At 58.6% G+C, this 15,729-nt stretch carries 18 protein-coding genes; 10 read left to right on the forward strand and 8 right to left on the reverse strand.

Annotated features, from left to right (window positions below):
• The first annotated feature begins 115 nt into the window (after window positions 1-115).
• The 4 genes from AC6CHO_RS15635 (at window position 116) to gatB (ending at window position 4,106) form a co-directional block, all read left to right on the forward strand.
• Window positions 116-667: a maltokinase N-terminal cap-like domain-containing protein gene (locus tag AC6CHO_RS15635; RefSeq protein WP_498216339.1), complete on the forward strand. Its 552-nt coding sequence runs from the start codon at window positions 116-118 to the stop codon at window positions 665-667.
• Window positions 668-752: 85 nt separating this feature from the next.
• On the forward strand, window positions 753-1,049 hold the full coding sequence (gene gatC, locus AC6CHO_RS15640) for an Asp-tRNA(Asn)/Glu-tRNA(Gln) amidotransferase subunit GatC (RefSeq protein WP_022875011.1): 297 nt from the start codon (window positions 753-755) through the stop codon (window positions 1,047-1,049).
• Between the two features lie 4 nt (window positions 1,050-1,053).
• Window positions 1,054-2,592 (forward strand): Asp-tRNA(Asn)/Glu-tRNA(Gln) amidotransferase subunit GatA, encoded by a 1,539-nt coding sequence (gene gatA / locus AC6CHO_RS15645; RefSeq protein WP_498216341.1) that lies wholly within the window; start codon window positions 1,054-1,056, stop codon window positions 2,590-2,592.
• Between the two features lie 5 nt (window positions 2,593-2,597).
• Window positions 2,598-4,106, forward strand: a complete 1,509-nt coding sequence (gene gatB, locus AC6CHO_RS15650) for an Asp-tRNA(Asn)/Glu-tRNA(Gln) amidotransferase subunit GatB (protein ID WP_498216343.1) — start codon at window positions 2,598-2,600, stop codon at window positions 4,104-4,106.
• Between the two features lie 99 nt (window positions 4,107-4,205).
• On the opposite strand, the gene AC6CHO_RS15655 is transcribed toward gatB, so the two are convergent.
• Together AC6CHO_RS15655 and AC6CHO_RS15660 are read right to left on the reverse strand one after the other, a co-directional pair.
• Window positions 4,206-4,751 (reverse strand): HutD/Ves family protein, encoded by a 546-nt coding sequence (locus AC6CHO_RS15655; RefSeq protein ID WP_498216344.1) that lies wholly within the window; start codon window positions 4,749-4,751, stop codon window positions 4,206-4,208.
• A gap of 345 nt (window positions 4,752-5,096) precedes the next feature.
• Window positions 5,097-6,044: a GlxA family transcriptional regulator gene (locus tag AC6CHO_RS15660; RefSeq protein WP_498216346.1), complete on the reverse strand. Its 948-nt coding sequence runs from the start codon at window positions 6,042-6,044 to the stop codon at window positions 5,097-5,099.
• Window positions 6,045-6,114: 70 nt separating this feature from the next.
• Between AC6CHO_RS15660 and AC6CHO_RS15665 the strand changes: the two genes are divergently transcribed.
• Together AC6CHO_RS15665 and AC6CHO_RS15670 are read left to right on the forward strand one after the other, a co-directional pair.
• A complete protein-coding gene (locus AC6CHO_RS15665; protein ID WP_498216347.1) occupies window positions 6,115-6,690 on the forward strand; it encodes a cysteine hydrolase family protein in 576 nt (191 codons plus the stop codon).
• Window positions 6,691-6,779: 89 nt separating this feature from the next.
• Complete coding sequence (locus AC6CHO_RS15670) at window positions 6,780-7,319, forward strand: GNAT family N-acetyltransferase (RefSeq protein ID WP_498216349.1); 540 nt, start codon at window positions 6,780-6,782, stop codon at window positions 7,317-7,319.
• A gap of 17 nt (window positions 7,320-7,336) precedes the next feature.
• On the opposite strand, the gene AC6CHO_RS15675 is transcribed toward AC6CHO_RS15670, so the two are convergent.
• Window positions 7,337-7,810: a mycothiol transferase gene (locus AC6CHO_RS15675; protein ID WP_498216351.1), complete on the reverse strand. Its 474-nt coding sequence runs from the start codon at window positions 7,808-7,810 to the stop codon at window positions 7,337-7,339.
• Window positions 7,811-7,975: 165 nt separating this feature from the next.
• A complete protein-coding gene (locus AC6CHO_RS15680; RefSeq protein WP_498216353.1) occupies window positions 7,976-8,533 on the reverse strand; it encodes a HutD/Ves family protein in 558 nt (185 codons plus the stop codon).
• 159 nt (window positions 8,534-8,692) lie between these two features.
• Here AC6CHO_RS15680 and AC6CHO_RS15685 point away from each other — a divergent pair, with 159 nt between their 5' ends.
• Together AC6CHO_RS15685 and AC6CHO_RS15690 are read left to right on the forward strand one after the other, a co-directional pair.
• Window positions 8,693-9,604, forward strand: coding sequence for an aminoglycoside phosphotransferase family protein (locus tag AC6CHO_RS15685; RefSeq protein WP_498216355.1), 912 nt, complete (start codon window positions 8,693-8,695; stop codon window positions 9,602-9,604).
• A gap of 90 nt (window positions 9,605-9,694) precedes the next feature.
• Window positions 9,695-10,321, forward strand: a complete 627-nt coding sequence (locus AC6CHO_RS15690; protein ID WP_498216357.1) for a maleylpyruvate isomerase N-terminal domain-containing protein — start codon at window positions 9,695-9,697, stop codon at window positions 10,319-10,321.
• Window positions 10,322-10,360: 39 nt separating this feature from the next.
• Here AC6CHO_RS15690 and AC6CHO_RS15695 read toward each other — a convergent pair whose 3' ends face one another.
• Together AC6CHO_RS15695 and AC6CHO_RS15700 are read right to left on the reverse strand one after the other, a co-directional pair.
• Window positions 10,361-11,038, reverse strand: a complete 678-nt coding sequence (locus AC6CHO_RS15695) for an HAD family hydrolase (protein WP_444660557.1) — start codon at window positions 11,036-11,038, stop codon at window positions 10,361-10,363.
• Window positions 11,039-11,069: 31 nt separating this feature from the next.
• A complete protein-coding gene (locus AC6CHO_RS15700) occupies window positions 11,070-11,516 on the reverse strand; it encodes a MarR family winged helix-turn-helix transcriptional regulator (protein WP_146277908.1) in 447 nt (148 codons plus the stop codon).
• A gap of 114 nt (window positions 11,517-11,630) precedes the next feature.
• On the opposite strand from AC6CHO_RS15700, the gene AC6CHO_RS15705 reads away from it, so the two are divergent.
• On the forward strand, window positions 11,631-12,812 hold the full coding sequence (locus AC6CHO_RS15705) for an MFS transporter (RefSeq protein ID WP_498216359.1): 1,182 nt from the start codon (window positions 11,631-11,633) through the stop codon (window positions 12,810-12,812).
• A gap of 45 nt (window positions 12,813-12,857) precedes the next feature.
• Complete coding sequence (locus AC6CHO_RS15710) at window positions 12,858-13,688, forward strand: aldo/keto reductase (protein WP_498216361.1); 831 nt, start codon at window positions 12,858-12,860, stop codon at window positions 13,686-13,688.
• A gap of 442 nt (window positions 13,689-14,130) precedes the next feature.
• Here the strand turns inward: AC6CHO_RS15710 and AC6CHO_RS15715 are convergent, their stop codons facing one another.
• Complete coding sequence (locus tag AC6CHO_RS15715) at window positions 14,131-14,607, reverse strand: hypothetical protein (RefSeq protein ID WP_498216363.1); 477 nt, start codon at window positions 14,605-14,607, stop codon at window positions 14,131-14,133.
• A gap of 553 nt (window positions 14,608-15,160) precedes the next feature.
• Window positions 15,161-15,661 (reverse strand): GNAT family N-acetyltransferase, encoded by a 501-nt coding sequence (locus AC6CHO_RS15720; protein WP_498216364.1) that lies wholly within the window; start codon window positions 15,659-15,661, stop codon window positions 15,161-15,163.
• Window positions 15,662-15,729: the final 68 nt, after the last annotated feature.

Below are 15,729 nucleotides of genomic sequence, written 5' to 3' on the forward strand. Positions count from 1 at the left end.
TGCGTCGTCCCGCTGCCACCGAATTCACCATGCGCTCATCGCGTGGCGCGGGGACAGCGGCACGGAACTTCCCTGAAGACTTGTGCGCCAATGGCACAGTTGACAGACTAAGCCCATGGGAATTGTCTACAGCACCAGTATGTCGCCAAGCAAAAACGAGCTGGTCTCCGCTTGGCTGCCCAAGCAGGAGTTCTATACCGGTAAAGGCACCCCGAAGCTCCAGCACATCGGCGGCTTCCGCTTGGAAGATCCCGAAGGACAGGTGGGGGTGGAGCTGCGCATCTACGCCGATCATTCGGATACCTCGGATGTGGTGTACCACCTGCCGCTGACCTACCGGGATGCCCCTTTGCTCGGTGGCGAAAAATACCTGATCGGCACCAGCGAGCATGCCATTCTGGGCAAGCGCTACATCTATGACGCCGCGGGCGACCCGGTGTTCACCGCCCAGGCTCGCCAGCTTTTGGCCGGCAACACCACAGCGCAGCACCATTCCGAGTCCTTCACCGATGATCCGCGGATCAAGGTCAATGGCAACCCTGCCGGCAAGGACGCGGTGATCATCCGCAAGCCGGTTGCCGGCCCATCGGGCGTAGACGGGGTCATCGGGTGCTGGGAAAACGCGCTGGGCCAGGACCTGGCCGGCCTGGTATTGCGAACAGCATAACTGGTGCACCACATAAAGGTCTGATGGCGGGCATGCACGGGATAGACTTGTCTATGAAACCCAACCGCCATTCAAAGGGAGATACATGTCTGCCATCAGCCGTGAGGACGTTGTGCATCTGGCACACCTTGCCCACATCGAGATGAGCGGCGCGGAGCTGGACAAAATGACCGGTGAGCTCGACGCTATCGTCGGTGCCATCGCGTCGGTCAGCGAAGTCGCCTCCTCCGACGTCCCAGCCACCAGCCACCCGATCCCGCTGACCAATGTGTTGCGCGAAGACACGGTGGGGCAGACGCTGAGCATTGACGAAGTTCTGCTCAATGCCCCGGATTCGGATTCGGACCGTTTCAAGGTCCCAGCAATTCTGGACGGTGAATAATTCCATGAACGAATTGATCAAGCTTTCCGGCACCGAACTGGCCGCCAAGCTGCGCGCCGGCGAAGCCACCTCCGTTGAAGCGGTCCAGGCCCACCTGGACCGCATCGCCGAGGTGGACGGCGCACTGAACGCCTTCCTGCATGTGAACGCCGAAGAAGCGCTCGCGGTAGCCGCAGAAGTTGACGCCATTCGTGCCGCTGGCGGCGCCGAGGCCGAAGCGCTGCACCCCCTGGCTGGCGTGCCCATCGCCATCAAGGACCTGATCGTCACCAAGGGACAGCCAACCACCGCGGCATCGAAGATGCTCGAAGGCTGGATGAGCCCTTACGACGCCACCGTGATCGAGAAGATCCGCGCTGCCAAGCTGCCAATGCTGGGCAAGACCAACCTGGATGAATTCGCCATGGGTTCCTCCACCGAGCACTCCGCCTACGGCGTGACCCGCAACCCGTGGAACCTGAACCGCATTCCTGGCGGTTCCGGCGGCGGTTCGGCCGCAGCCGTGGCTTCCTTCGAAGCTCCGCTGGCGCTGGGCACCGACACCGGTGGCTCCATCCGCCAGCCGGGTGCGGTCACCGGCACCGTGGGCGTGAAGCCGACCTACGGCGCGGTCTCGCGCTACGGCGCGATCGCCATGGCCTCCTCGCTGGACCAGATCGGCCCGGTCTCCCGCACCGTGCTGGACTCGGCCTACCTGCAGGAACTGATCGGCGGGCACGACCCGAAGGATTCCACCTCGCTGCCGAATTCCCTCGAAGGCCTGGTGGCTGCCGCCGAGGCCGGCGCCGCAGGGGACCTGTCGGGCCTGCGCGTTGGCGTCATCAAGGAACTGACCGGCGAGGGCTACCAGGAGGGCGTCCAGGCGCGCTTCAACGAGTCGCTGGAACTGCTCAAGGCCGCCGGTGCTGAAATCGTCGAGGTGTCCTGCCCGAACTTCAAGTATGCGCTGGGCGCCTACTACCTGATCATGCCTTCGGAGGTTTCCTCCAACCTGGCCAAGTTCGACGGCGTCCGCTACGGCCACCGCGTGCTGCCAGAAGAAGGCCCGATGACCATCGAGCGCGTCATGGGATCCACCCGTGCCGCTGGTTTTGGTGATGAGGTCAAGCGCCGCATCATCCTGGGCACCTACGCGCTGTCCGCTGGCTACTACGACGCCTACTACGGTTCGGCCCAGAAGGTCCGCACCCTGATCCAGCGCGACTTCGACGCCGCATTCGAGCAGGCTGACGTGCTGATATCCCCAACCGCGCCGACCGTGGCCTTCGAGCTGGGCGCGAATGACAACGACCCGCTGGCCATGTACCTCAACGACGTGGCCACCATCCCGGCCAACCTCGCCGGCGTTCCAGGCATCACGGTGCCCGGCGGCCTGTCCGAGAACCTGCCGGTGGGCATCCAGTTCCTGGCTCCGGCCTTCGAGGACGCCCGGCTGTACCGCGCCGGCGCGGCACTGGAAACCCTGCTGGAAAAGCAGTGGGGCCAGTCGCTGATCTCGCAGGCACCAGCCATTGACACCGCTTCGATCGCGCAGGAGGCCTAGGCACCATGAGCAACTACACCGATGAACTGGTCGACTTCGACGAGGCACTGGATCGCTACGACCCGGTCCTGGGCTTCGAGGTCCACGTTGAGCTGAACACCAAGACCAAGATGTTCTCCGATGCGCCCAACGCCTTCGGCGATGCCCCGAACACCAACGTCACCCCGGTGGACCTGGGCCTGCCCGGCGTGCTGCCGGTGGTCAACAAGACCGCCGTGGAGTACTCCATCCTGATCGGCCTGGCCCTGAACTGCCAGATCGCTGAAAAGTGCGGCTTCGCCCGGAAGAACTACTTCTACCCGGACACCCCGAAGAACTTCCAGACCTCCCAGTACGATGATCCGATTGCCTACGACGGCTACCTGGACATCGAGCTGGAGGACGGCGAGGTCTTCCGCGTCGAGATCGAGCGCGCCCACATGGAAGAAGACGCCGGCAAGCTGACCCACATGGGTGGCGCCGCGGGCCGCATCCAGGGTGCCGACTACTCGCTGGTGGACTACAACCGCGCCGGCGTGCCGCTGGTGGAGATCGTCACCAAGCCAATCGTTGGCGCCGGCAAGCGCGCCCCCGAGCTGGCCAAGGCCTACGTGGCCGCGGTGCGCGAAATCGTGAAGAACTTGGGCGTTTCGGATGCCAAGATGGAACGCGGCAACGTGCGCTGCGATGCCAACGTTTCGCTGATGCCAAAGGACGCCGAGAAGTTCGGCACCCGTACCGAAACCAAGAACGTGAACTCCCTGCGCGCCGTGGAGCACGCGGTGCGCTTCGAGATCGAGCGCCACGCAGCGGTACTGGATTCCGGGGCGAAGATCGTCCAGGAAACCCGCCACTGGCATGAGGACACCCGTTCCACCACCTCGGGCCGCCCGAAGTCGGATGCCGATGACTACCGCTACTTCCCGGAGCCCGACCTGGTGCCGATCGTCACCACCGCCGAGTGGATCGAAGAACTGCGCGGCCGCCTGCCGGAACCGCCAGCAGAGCGCCGCAAGCGCCTGAAGGCCGAGTGGGGCTACGCGGACAAGGAATTCCGCGACGTGGTCAACGCCGGCGTGCTGGACGAGATCGAGCAGACCGTTGCCGCCGGTGCCACCGCTGCGGTAGCCCGCAAGTGGTGGATGGGCGAGATCGCCCGCCTGGCCAAGGCCGCGGATAAGGACATCGCCGATCTGGGCGTCACCCCTGCGACCATCGTCGAGTTGAACTCGTTGATCGAGGGCAAGAAGATCAACGACAAGATCGCCCGCCAGGTCCTGGAATTCGCCATCGCCGGTGAAGGCACCCCGAGCGAAATCGTGGAGAAGCGCTCGCTGGCAGTTGTGAACGACGACGACGCACTGGGCAAGGCCGTGGATGATGCCATGGCCGCCATGCCTGATGTGGTCGAGAAGATCAAGGGTGGCAAGATGCAGGCCATCGGCGCGCTGATGGGCCCTGTCATGAAGGCTACCCGCGGACAGGCCGACGCCGGCCGCGTTCGCGAGATCGTGATGGAGAAGCTGGGCCTCTAGCCTTTCGCTGAATACGACGCAGATGGCCCGCACTCTTTCCGAATGCGGGCCATCTGCGTTTTATCCGTGCACTGCCCGGTGCCGCACATGCCTGCCCTCCTAGTGCCTCGCCAGGGTGGCCAGCACAAATCGTCCAGAAAAATGCTGCTCTTCCGGGCTTGAGAGGAAAACTGAATCCAGCCGGGCCAACGGCTGTCCGCCGATTGAGCAGGAATCCTCCAGCGCCACCAGCACTTGGATCCTCGATTCGCGGAAGCTGGCGGTTGGAGAGTCCACGATTTCCACCGATGGTTCCCACTTGCTCCGTTGTCCCATGACGTTCAGGTCCAGGAAGCCTTCGCTGGCGGGAGTAGCAGATACATCGTCTTCGCCCTCGAATACGATGGTGCCCTCGACCGGCAACAGGACATTGCGGCCATTTACCACCAGGTCAACGGGGCCTGGGCCGAGCGCCACTTGACCGCGCCGCACTCCCGGATAGCTGCTGTAAGGCTGGGTGCCGCTGATTTCGGCAATGCTGATCTTCCAGGTCCAGCCGTCATCGATTCCAGTGCCGTCGCTGCAGAGCGTGCGGGTGATTCCTTGTCCGTTCTTCCAAGGCTGAGCTGCCAGTTGCGCGTAGCGGGTGATGGGAACGGGTGCCATTGAATCCATGCTTTCGTGGTGGGGATCGAATAGTCCATCCTTTCACCTCGTACCGATCCAATCATCGGCTGCTTGCAGCTCCCTGTCTGATACGGCATATTCTTCCTGGCCACCCAAACGCGGATTGAAGTGCCAAAGGGCGGTGGCTCACGTTCTGGCCTGCCTGGCACAGCAGCAGGAGTTGCTGTCGCTCCGCGGCCCAGAATATGAACGGTCGCTTCAAAACCAGCGGCGCAATATGCCTATAGGGCTGTGCCGGTCGAGAGCCTGCCGGTCAAGCGCTGTTCGGCGAGCCGAGACCGCCTGCACTGGCGAAAATGGCTTGGCAGGGGAAATCCCCGATGATCAGGGACGTTGTTGGCGGAACGCTGCTGCATGGTAAGTGGGTGCGACCCCCAGCCGGGCGGTGAAATGCTTGCGCAGCAGATCATCAGAAGCGAAGCCGACTTCGCGGGCAATGGCGCCCACGGGCAGGTCCGTTTGTTCCAGGAGACGCTGGGCCTCGCGCACGCGAAGGTCGTTGAGCCAAGCAAGAGGCGTTGTTCCGAGATTGGCGGCGAACCAGCGGTGAAAGGTGCGCGGGGACATTGTGCAGGCAGCTGCGAGTTCCTTGATGTTCCAGGGCCGCCGGAGGTCCTTGCTGACCGTCAAATGCAGTTGCTCGACGGAGGGCAAAGCCTTGATGGGGAGGCTGGTATCCGCATATTGGGCTTGCGTTCCCGGCCTGCATACAGGGGTGACCATTGCCTTCGCGACCGTTTCCGCGGCGCTGGATCCCCAATCCAGCCGGAGCAAATGCAACAGGAGATCAACTCCTGCCGTGACACCGGCAGATGTCCAAACCTTGTCCCCGCCACAGTACAAATCCCGGGACCGGACCTCGACCTTTGGATGCCGCAGGGCAAGCTCTTCGGCGAAGCGCCAGTGGGTCGTCGCTGCCCGTCCATCAAGCAGGCCGGCAGCGGCCAGCGTGAATGCGCCGGTGCACAACGAGGCAACAAGCGCTCCGGCAGCCGCTGCTCGTGCTACGGCGGAAACTTCCTCGGCGCCGGGGGCTGCGAGCGGGTCGACGCAGCCCGGGACTACGAGGATGTCGAGCTGGTCTGCCGTGGAGAGTGCGTGGGTGCGCCGCATCGAATGGAGCGGATCAAGATCAGTGATGGCTCTGGCCGCGAGGATGCGGACCTCCGGCTGGGGCAGCCCCCGATCCGAGCGGTCATCGTAAACCTCGCGCGCAACTTCGATATCAAAGGCGCGGCGTCCCGGGCCCACAAGAATTCCCACGATGGTCATGGCGTAATTTTATCGAACCATGTCATTCATGCCACTGGTTGCCTCCTACTTTCGATGATGAAGTAGAAGCATGATTGCAAACAACAAGACGGCTTTAATCGTGGTCGACATGCAGCAGGGTTTTTACGACGCCTCATGGGGGCCGACGACCAACTACCCAGAATGCGAGAACAACGTTGATCGGCTTCTTGCGGAATGGTCCGCCAGGCGAATGCCGATAGTGGTCGTCAGGCACGATAGCCGGAACCCGAATTCGCCGTTGTTCGCGGACGGAGCCGGCAATGATCTTCACGAATCGGTGCAAGCGGCCAGAGCCGATCTGCTGGTGACTAAAACAGTGAACTCATCATTTTATGGTTCACCGGATCTGGAAAGTTGGCTTGTATCGCGACAGATCAAGCAGATTGTAGTCTGCGGAATCCAAACCAATTTATGTGTGGAGACGACCGCCCGCATGGGCGGAAACCTTGGGTTTGATGTCGTTGTTCCTCTGGATGCCACACGAACTTTCGATCTGGCAGGGCCCGATGGCACCGTCATTCCAGCTGCCACCTTGATGCAGGTGACAGCGACAAATCTTCACGGAGATGGCTTTGCGCAGGTCGTTTCGACGCTAGAGGTTTTGGAGTCATTAAAAGAAGCCTGAAATGACAGCAGGTATCTGGCAGGTTGCGAATGCAGCCAAACTCATGTCCAGGCAGACCGCAACTGACATAGTTTGTATAGGCTTGCGCCATGAATATCGCGTTCACGTCAATGAGGCCGGAAGACAGCGAAGCCATCGTCGCGTTCTTGTCGAGCAACAAGTTCCCGTTCCATGTTCGCCGGGACTGGACAAAGCCGGAACTCAGAGCATTGGTCGATGGCGGAAGATATTGGAACAGCGAGAGCCAAGGATTCTGGATCGTTGGCGATGGTCAATGCCTGGGAATGGCAGTTCTAGAAGATCTGGAAGACGACACGCCAATGTTTGACCTGCACTTGGCCGAGACATTTCGGGGACAAGGACTGGGCGTAGTGATACTGAAGGAATTACGTGCCATGGTCTTCAACAACATGCCGGAAGCCGTAAGGTTCGAGGGCCAAACCAGAGAAGACAATATTGCGATGCGCAAGGTGTTCCTGAAGGCTGGCTTCCTCAAGGAAGCCCACTACCGGATGAGCTGGCCCACCGATGTTGGCACAAGATTGGCATCGGTCGCCTATGCCATTCTTCGCCAGGATTGGGAGAGTGGCGAAACGACCAGCTTCGACTGGGATGACCTGAAAATCTGACGTCGCCGTTCACGAATTCAATCAGTAGGGTGGCACAAGAAATCGCGAGTAATTTCCAGTTGGCCCAAGTGCTGGCAGAGCTCTTCGTACACATGCAGTAGGACGCCTTCGCAGGTGGACATCCAATATTCGGCCTCCCGGCCCGGTGGCAAAACAGCGGGAGCTTGCTGCATTTCGGTGCGCGAAATATCTGCGGCGAATGCAGTCCTGCTTTCGGAAGCCAACGTCAATACGCCGGGCTTGTCCATTCTTGCGCTGAACTCGGCATCCCGATCGCGGGGGACTGCGATGCCGAGATTCACCGTTGAGGACCAGCGACGCATCATGCCGCAACAGTGCAACAGAATCTGCACCGGCGAGTTGCTGCCTTTCATCGGCAAGCAGCTGTTGATCAATTCGTCTGGAATTTCGTTGACGGTTTCGAAGAGCTGGTCGAACTTGTCGAGTAGAAGTGTGGCGAGGATCTGCTCGCTGCTTGACAGTGAATTCATGCCCCGAGTCTAGACGAAAGTAGGCTTTGGCATGAGCCGCGGGCAAGAGCCGAAAGGCGCATCGGCCACACGAAGGGCGACTGCGTGCAGAGTAGCGGCAAAGTCAATGACTGGCGGTTTCAGCAGGAGGAACAACCACTGCGTTCTCGGCAACCCCAATTGCATCTATTTGGTGTCTGTGCTCCGGGGGATAAAAGTTGCAAGATGAAAATGCCCCACAGCGGTTACAGAGGTATCTCCAGGAATGATGAGTGCATCCAAGCGTGCGAGTTCCGCATTTCCAACCCGACAGGTATTGTCCAGTGCGACGAGGATTCTCACTTCGTTGTGCGGCGAAATCCCGGTGGTCGAGTCCACCGTGGAAACGCTGGCCTCCCATTTTTCGCCGAGGATCATCAGGTTCAGGGCCAGGAATCCAGAGCCCAGGGGTACAACTGAAACATCGTCGTCGCCGGCAAACGCTGCTTGTTCACCTGTACGCAGACGGCGCGTCTGGCCACTAACGGTCAAGTCGATCTCGCCAGGACCCAAGGCCACCTGAATCCGCTGAATTCCAGGATATTGGCTGTAGGGCTGGGGCTGGGAAATTTCAGCAACGCTGACTTTCCAAGACCACGCACCAAGGGCATCCGAATCACTGAGGACGGTGCGCGACACTCCCTTGCCGTTCTTCCAGGGCTGAGCAGACAGGTCTGCATAGCGAATAACGGGCAGTGAATGCATGGCGGTCAGCTTCCTCAAGGATTCAAGTGGCTTTGATTGTCATCTTGCCATCACAGTTCTGGCCCGCTTCAATTCGTGACAGCACGTGCGGCGTTTTACGGGGTTCATTTCAAAAGGCTAAATTGCAGTCAGCTCAATGCGGAAGATTAGTATTGAGCGATGAGCCAGCCATCAATCAAGAAGTCCGTCATGCCCGACGCTGAAGTCGACATCGATTTGGCAATGGTCCGCCAGCTGATCGCCGCACAAGCGCCACAGTGGGCTCATGAAGAGGTCAAATACCTTGCTACTGGCTGGGACAACGAGGTCTATCGCCTTGGAGATTCCCTGATGATTCGCTTGCCCCGAAGACAACTGGGGGAGGAGATTGGCATCAAGGAGCGCCGTTGGCTTCCGCAACTGGCAAAGGATACTGGGGCGGATCTTGGCCTGGCGATCTTTGAAGGGAAGCCCACGTCCAGTTACCCCTTTACCTTTTCAATTTGCCGCTACGTTCCTGGTACCAGTGCGGCTCGATTTAAGCGGCAGGACCGCGAAGGATACGCGGAAGAATTTTCTGGACTGCTGCGAGCCCTTCATCAACCTGCAAGTTCGCCGGAACCACGAAGCGGCTTTCGAGGTTGTGCATTGGCGCTGTTGGACGCACGGACTCGCGAGCAAATTTCGAACCTGGATTCGTCCTTGCAGCCCGGCGCCCTTGCGCTGTGGCAGGAAGCCGTGGACGCAAAGGACTATCAGGATGCTCCAGTGTGGCTGCATGGTGATCCGCATCCGCACAACACCATTGTTGATGACGAGCTGCCGCATCCGGCTGTCTCTCTGATTGATTACGGGGATCTATGCGTTGGCGACCCCGCCTCGGATCTGGGCATGTTCTGGATGCATTTCACCCCCACTGGCATTGGCCGAGCCTTCGAGAGCTATGGCATCGCAGTCGGCAGCCCAACGTGGAAACGAGCGCGCGGCTGGGCACTGCGGTATGCCATGCTCACCGCAAATCTCGGCACCGATGATCTCCTGGGCATTGTTGGGCGGGAGACCTTGGAAGTAATCCTTGCCTACTCCGAGTAGCTCCGAAAAAGCACCACTTGAGCTGCCACAGACCGTAAGCTGAACTCAAACACCCGAGTATTGACTGTCTTGGCCAGCAAGAGGACCACTATGGATCTTGAGAAGAATCCGAGCGCGGCTGCACGTTTATGCCTCGAATCCCACGCGGCGCTGTTGGAACATGTGCTTGGTCTCAGCGACGAGAGCATGCAACAGGGCAGCAAATTGCCTGGTTGGTCCGTAGGCCATGTGCTGACGCATCTTGCGAGAAATGCCGATGCACATGCACGGCGTCTGGAAGGAGCCTTGAACGGCGAGGACGTTCCCAAATACGCCAACGGTGCAGAGCAGCGTCGCCAAGAAATTGAGGACGGTGCGCGGAATGCAGCATCTGAAATCTTGGCGGATCTTGAATCGAGCGTTCGTCGTTTAGACAGTCTTCTTGAGCAAAGCGAACAGGCTCACTGGCCTCACGCCGATTTCATGGGCGGCGGGCACTACGGAGTTGGTGGTTGTCCAGCTCATCGCCTGCGCGAAGTCCAGATGCATCTTGTAGATCTTGGGCTGGGATACTCGCCAAGCCAGTGGCCCGAAGAATACACCACGTGGGATCTGGGCAACCTGCTGGCCACGGTTCCCGAACGCTTGGCGAACCCGGAAGCGCGCACCGAGCTGGTTGCGTGGTTGGCCGGGCGCGGTCCGCTAGGCAAGGAATTCACCTTGGATCCCTGGGGCTGAGCTGCAATGCTTGTGGCATCCAAATGCCCCTGGCCTCAGCTATTTTTGCGTGAGAAGCCCCGGTAGCTGATCCATGTTGGTAAATACTTCTGCAGCGCCTGCCGCCAAGAGCTTTTCCTCGGTGCTGCTGATGGGTCCACCCGGGCAGTAGCCGAAGACCGTAGCTCCTGCCGCAACTCCGGCGCTCACTCCGGTGACTGTATCTTCGACAACTGCTGCTTGGCTCGGATCAATATCCAGGCCAGAAGCAGCTGCCAGATAGACATCGGGCGCAGGCTTGCTCTGTGCATACTCCATGCCGCTATAAACCCGGTTGCCGAAGAATGGCGCCATCTGGGCTATCGATAGCTGCATCTCGACCTTGGCCCGGTCGGCTCCCGTGGCGCAGGCGATCTTTTCGCCGTAGAAGGCAGATATCTGCTTGACGGCTTCCAAGGCACCGGGCACGGCTTGCAAGTTTTCGCGCAAGGCCACATCGCGCCGTTGCCTGAAACCGGCAATCCACTGCTCGTCAATCCGCACACCGGTATGTGCAAGGATGGGCTCCCACTGGTCCTTGAGGGCCTTGCCGATGAAGATGCTGATGCATTCTTCCTGGCTGATGTCCCATCCCAATTCAATGAGCATATCCCGGAGCACTGCGTTCGTGATGGACTCGGAATCCACCAGTACGCCATCGCAATCAAAGAGCACGGCGGAGAATTTTGGACGCGGCAAGATTGATCCTTCCTGCGGAATCATCGATTGGCTAAGCGGCAGAGAACTCGTGGAGAATGCGGGCCAGCGGCGCCAGTTCGGGCTGCTCCTCGGCCTGCTTCAACACGCGTTCCAGCGTGGCATCGTGGATGGGCTTGGCCTTTTGATACAGCTCGTGCCCAGCGGCGGTGAGTTCGGTGTAGATGCCCCTGCGGTCATCCGCGCACAGCACGCGCGAGAGCAGATTGCGATCTTCGAGCCTCGTGACCAGGCGCGTCGTTGCGCTGGGGCTCAGTGCGGTGGCGCGGGCCAGCTGCGCCATGCGCATGTGCCAGCCGTCCTGCCGGTTCAAGGCGTCCAATAATGTGTACTCGACCACAGAAAGCCCGACCTGGGCGGTCAGGTCCTTTTCTAGTGCGGCATCGATTAATCCGTGCAATGACGCCAAAGTGCGCCATCCACGAGCACGGATTTCGACAGCATCATCTGCGATTCCCATGGGTTCCTCCAAAAATACTTGCTTGCGCTGGTTAGTTGCGTGTGCAACGATAGTATCCATCGCGCAATAACAAGCGTGTGCAACTAATTTATCTAGTCTATCAGGAGTAACGCTATGCCGCTCGGTCTTATTGCGTTGGCTATCGGTGCCTTTGGCGTCGGGCTTACTGAATTTGTCATCATGGGCCTTTTGCCGGACGTGGCCACCGACTTCGCCGTCAGCGAGGCCGCAGCTGGCTGGCTCATTTCCGGATACGCGCTCAGTGTTGTCGTAGGTGCCCTGGGCCTGACTGCTGCGACAGTCCGCCTGCCGCGTAAGCCGGTGCTCGTCGGCTTGCTGGTGCTGTTCATTCTCGGCAACTCGCTCACCGCCATGGCCTCGACCTACGAAGTGGCCATGATTGGCCGTGTTATCGCAGCTCTCTGCCACGGTGCCTTCTTCGGCATCGGCTCGGTAGTGGCAACCGACATGGTTCCAGCCAATAAGAAAGCCGGAGCCATCGCCATCATGTTCACCGGCCTGACCGCAGCCAACGTTCTGGGCGTTCCTTTCGGAACCTTGCTTGGGCAGCACTCCGGCTGGCGTTCGACCTTCTGGGCCATCTCCGGCATTGGAGTCCTTGCCCTGATCGGCATCCTCGTGCTGGTACCAGTCATCAAGCACGCGGCCGAAGGAATCTCGCTGCGCAAGGAACTTGGTGCTTTCACCTCACTGCAGGTTTGGCTCTCGCTGGGAGTCACGATCCTGGGCTACGGCGGCATGTTCGGTGCGTTCACCTACATTGCTTACACCCTGACCGAAATCACCGGTTTCAATGAGACCACCGTGCCTTGGTTGCTGATGCTCTTCGGTGTTGGCCTCTTCGTTGGTAACTGGATCGGCGGCCGCATGGCTGACAAGAGCATCGACCGCACCCTGCTCTTCTTCATCTCAGCCCTGCTGGTCGTGCTTGTCCTCTTCGGATTCTTCGCAAGCAATCAGATCGCCACCGTTGTCGCCTTGCTGCTCATGGGCGGTTTCGGCTTCGGTACCGTTCCGGGTCTGCAAAGCCGCATCATGCAGTACGCCGGCAACGCGCCCACCTTAGCATCGGGAGCCAATATCGGTGCGTTCAACGTTGGCAATGCACTGGGCGCATGGGCTGGCGGCCTGGGCATCGCAGCAGGCCTCGGATACACCTCGCCAATCTGGATTGGCGCACTGAACACCCTCGTCGCACTGATCGTCATTCTTGCCGCCATGGGCTTGGCCAAGAAGTCTTTTGCAACATCACTCGAGCTGGCTTCAGCTAGCTGATCCACAGTTCTCCTCAGTCCCTTAACCAAATTCTAGGAGTTAGATATGACTACCGCCATCCCAACCATCACCCTGAACAATGGTGTTGAAATGCCCCAAGTCGGTTTTGGAGTATTCCAAGTCCCCAATGAGGAAACCACCGCTGCTGTGGCCGCAGCACTGAAGGCCGGCTACCGCAGCATCGATACGGCCGCGATCTACGGCAATGAAGAAGGCGTGGGCAAGGCGCTTGCCCAGTCCGGCATTGCCCGCGAAGAGCTGTTCATCACTTCCAAGATCTGGATCGAGGACATGGGCTACGAGCAGACCTTGGAAGCGTTTGAGGCGAGCTTGCAGCGTTTGGGCCTGGACTATCTGGATCTGTTCCTGATTCACTGGCCAGCTCCGGAAAAGGATCTCTACGTTCAGACCTGGAAGGCACTGGAGAAGTTGTACGCCGACAAGAAGATCCGCGCCATCGGCGTTTCGAACTTCCAGCCAGAGCACCTGGACAAGCTGATCGCCGGGGGAAGCATCGTCCCGGCCGTGAACCAGGTTGAATTCCACCCCGCTCTGCAGAACCGCGAAGTCATTGCCGCGAACAACGGACATGGCATCATCACCGAAGCGTGGAGCCCGCTCGCCCAGGGTGCCATGCTCACCGATGAAACCATCGAGGCAATTGCCAACGCGCACGAGGTCACTGCAGCCCAAGTCATCCTGCGCTGGCATTTGCAGCAGGGGCGTGTGATCATCCCTAAGTCGGTTACCGAATCCCGGATCATCGCCAACTTGGACCTGTTTGGTTTCGAACTGACCAGTGAAGAACTGGCAAACATCGATGCGCTGGACCGCGATGGCCGTACGGGTCCAAATCCGGACACCTTCAACGGCTGATTTCATAACGCCAACCACAATGCTGTCCGCATGCTCAACCAGCTGCGGGCAGCATCGCTGGCTTGGATGGTCCGAGGATTTGTTCGGATGTGGACTTTCTGCATTTGGGCTGGCTGGCCACAAGCATTATGAAGTGACGGACGACTATGCGTCTGATGCAGCAACAAGGCGGATCGTGCAGTTTCCATTGACCAATGCTCTGCGGAAACTGTAGGTAAAAATCATTCTGGTTTTGCTCGTCGGCCAGCTTTACAGCCAAATGGAGACAGATCGGCGACGAGCGCTGTCTCCGGTTCGGAATCCTGCTGGTACGGCAAATTTTATCTGCCGCAGTGACGGTTGGAGAACGCGACGGCGCGTACTTGCTTGAGAATCAGGCCTATCAGCGCCGAAAGTTCGTCTTTGGAGATTTCGAATGCCGAATTTACAACTGCAGCGGGAGTTAGTTCGCCACCCCGGAGATAGCCACGGCGAGGACTCCACCCGTTCCCTCACCGAGGATACCGTTGAATTGCACCGCATTGACCTGCGCCATAGGCAGGATCTCTGAAACTGACATGTCGTTCTCCTCGCCATTACAGATTACTTCAACAGAATCCTTGCCGCTCCAATTGGATCCAGTCTGGGAAGCGAATCCGAGTCGAAGTGTTCCCTCTCCGAAGCAACTGACGCGGATCCCCGTGATCCGGGCGCCGGAATAATAGTTGAGAACGATGCCCGATTCAGTGTCAACCGGAGTACCTTGGCCAACGCGCAGGGTGCCACCGCCGAGGGATCCCTCTGCAGAAGTGGCTGCCTCTATGAACATACTTGCCTCGTTTTGTGACTGATTCCAATCGACTTCAGGCGTCGACGCGCAAGAGGCCAACCCGATGATAAGGACAGCAGGAATGATGACCGGCGAAAGATGTTTAACCATTTGAAGCAATACTATCAAGGTGACTGAAGTCCGTCCCTTTAGATGCAATAGCAAGACAGTCCGCTGGATAATGCATAATTGATCGATAATGACTCTTTAGTGAATTTACTTGTAAGGGTAAAAGATCGCATGATCATCTGGAGCAATAAGTCAACCCATGATCAAGGCGCACTCGCAGTTTCAGCCGGCCAAAAGAACTCGGCCTAGACCAATGGACTAGTTTTCCGCGAGTGCGAACAACTTTATCGCGTGTCTTTTGCTTCATATCTGGCGTCCTGGAAACGGCACTTTGAGCAGAGCGAGTATCCAGCTGGTCCGAACCAAGCCTTATCGTCTCCCTGGCGTAAAGCAACCCTACAAGACGCGCATCTCGCACGGATTTCAGATGGCATTTGAACCTCACAATAATGTAATGACTGCGCGTGGAAAGGGCCTCGGAAAAGAAACCATTACGAATTTCATCGTATCCGCCCACTAAGCGGTAAACGAAAAAGACAAAAACGACCGTTATTGAATTTAACTATAGGCATCGTTTCTAAGACGGTGTCTGGCGTTAAAGCTCCATTCCCATCACTGTTCGAACAGCAATAGATCCACCAAAGTCATCTTCCACATGTTTCATGCCTAGCTTCTCGGCAACGCGCTGAGAAGCGATATTCTCGGGGTGAATAATTGCAACTAGCTTCTTCGCTTGCAGCACGTCTCTTGCGAACTCTTTACAAGCATTAGCGGCTTCGGTCGCGAAGCCGTGGCCTTGGACTTCATTTTTCATGTGATATCCGACTTCGAGTTCTAAGTGGTCATTGACTTCCTGCCAGGTAAGTCCGCAATCACCGAGGAACTCGCCCGCCAGTGTTTCAACAATCCACAAGCCGAAGCCATATTCGGCGTAGTTTTCCTCATTCCACGCGATCCAATTGCTCGACTCATTGCGAGTCTTAGGAGCAGGGTAAAAGGTCATTACAGCTGGGTCTCCGAGCATGGCAGCCATGTCATCTAAGTCTGTTTGATCCATCTGTCGAAAGCGCAGTCGCGCCGTGGTATCAGGAAGCATTTGTATAGTTTATTGCGTCGTTCATCATCCACTCACTATCCACCGTTTTTGGTGTCCCGTATAAGGTC

This window comes from Glutamicibacter sp. GQ173, from assembly GCF_059759215.1.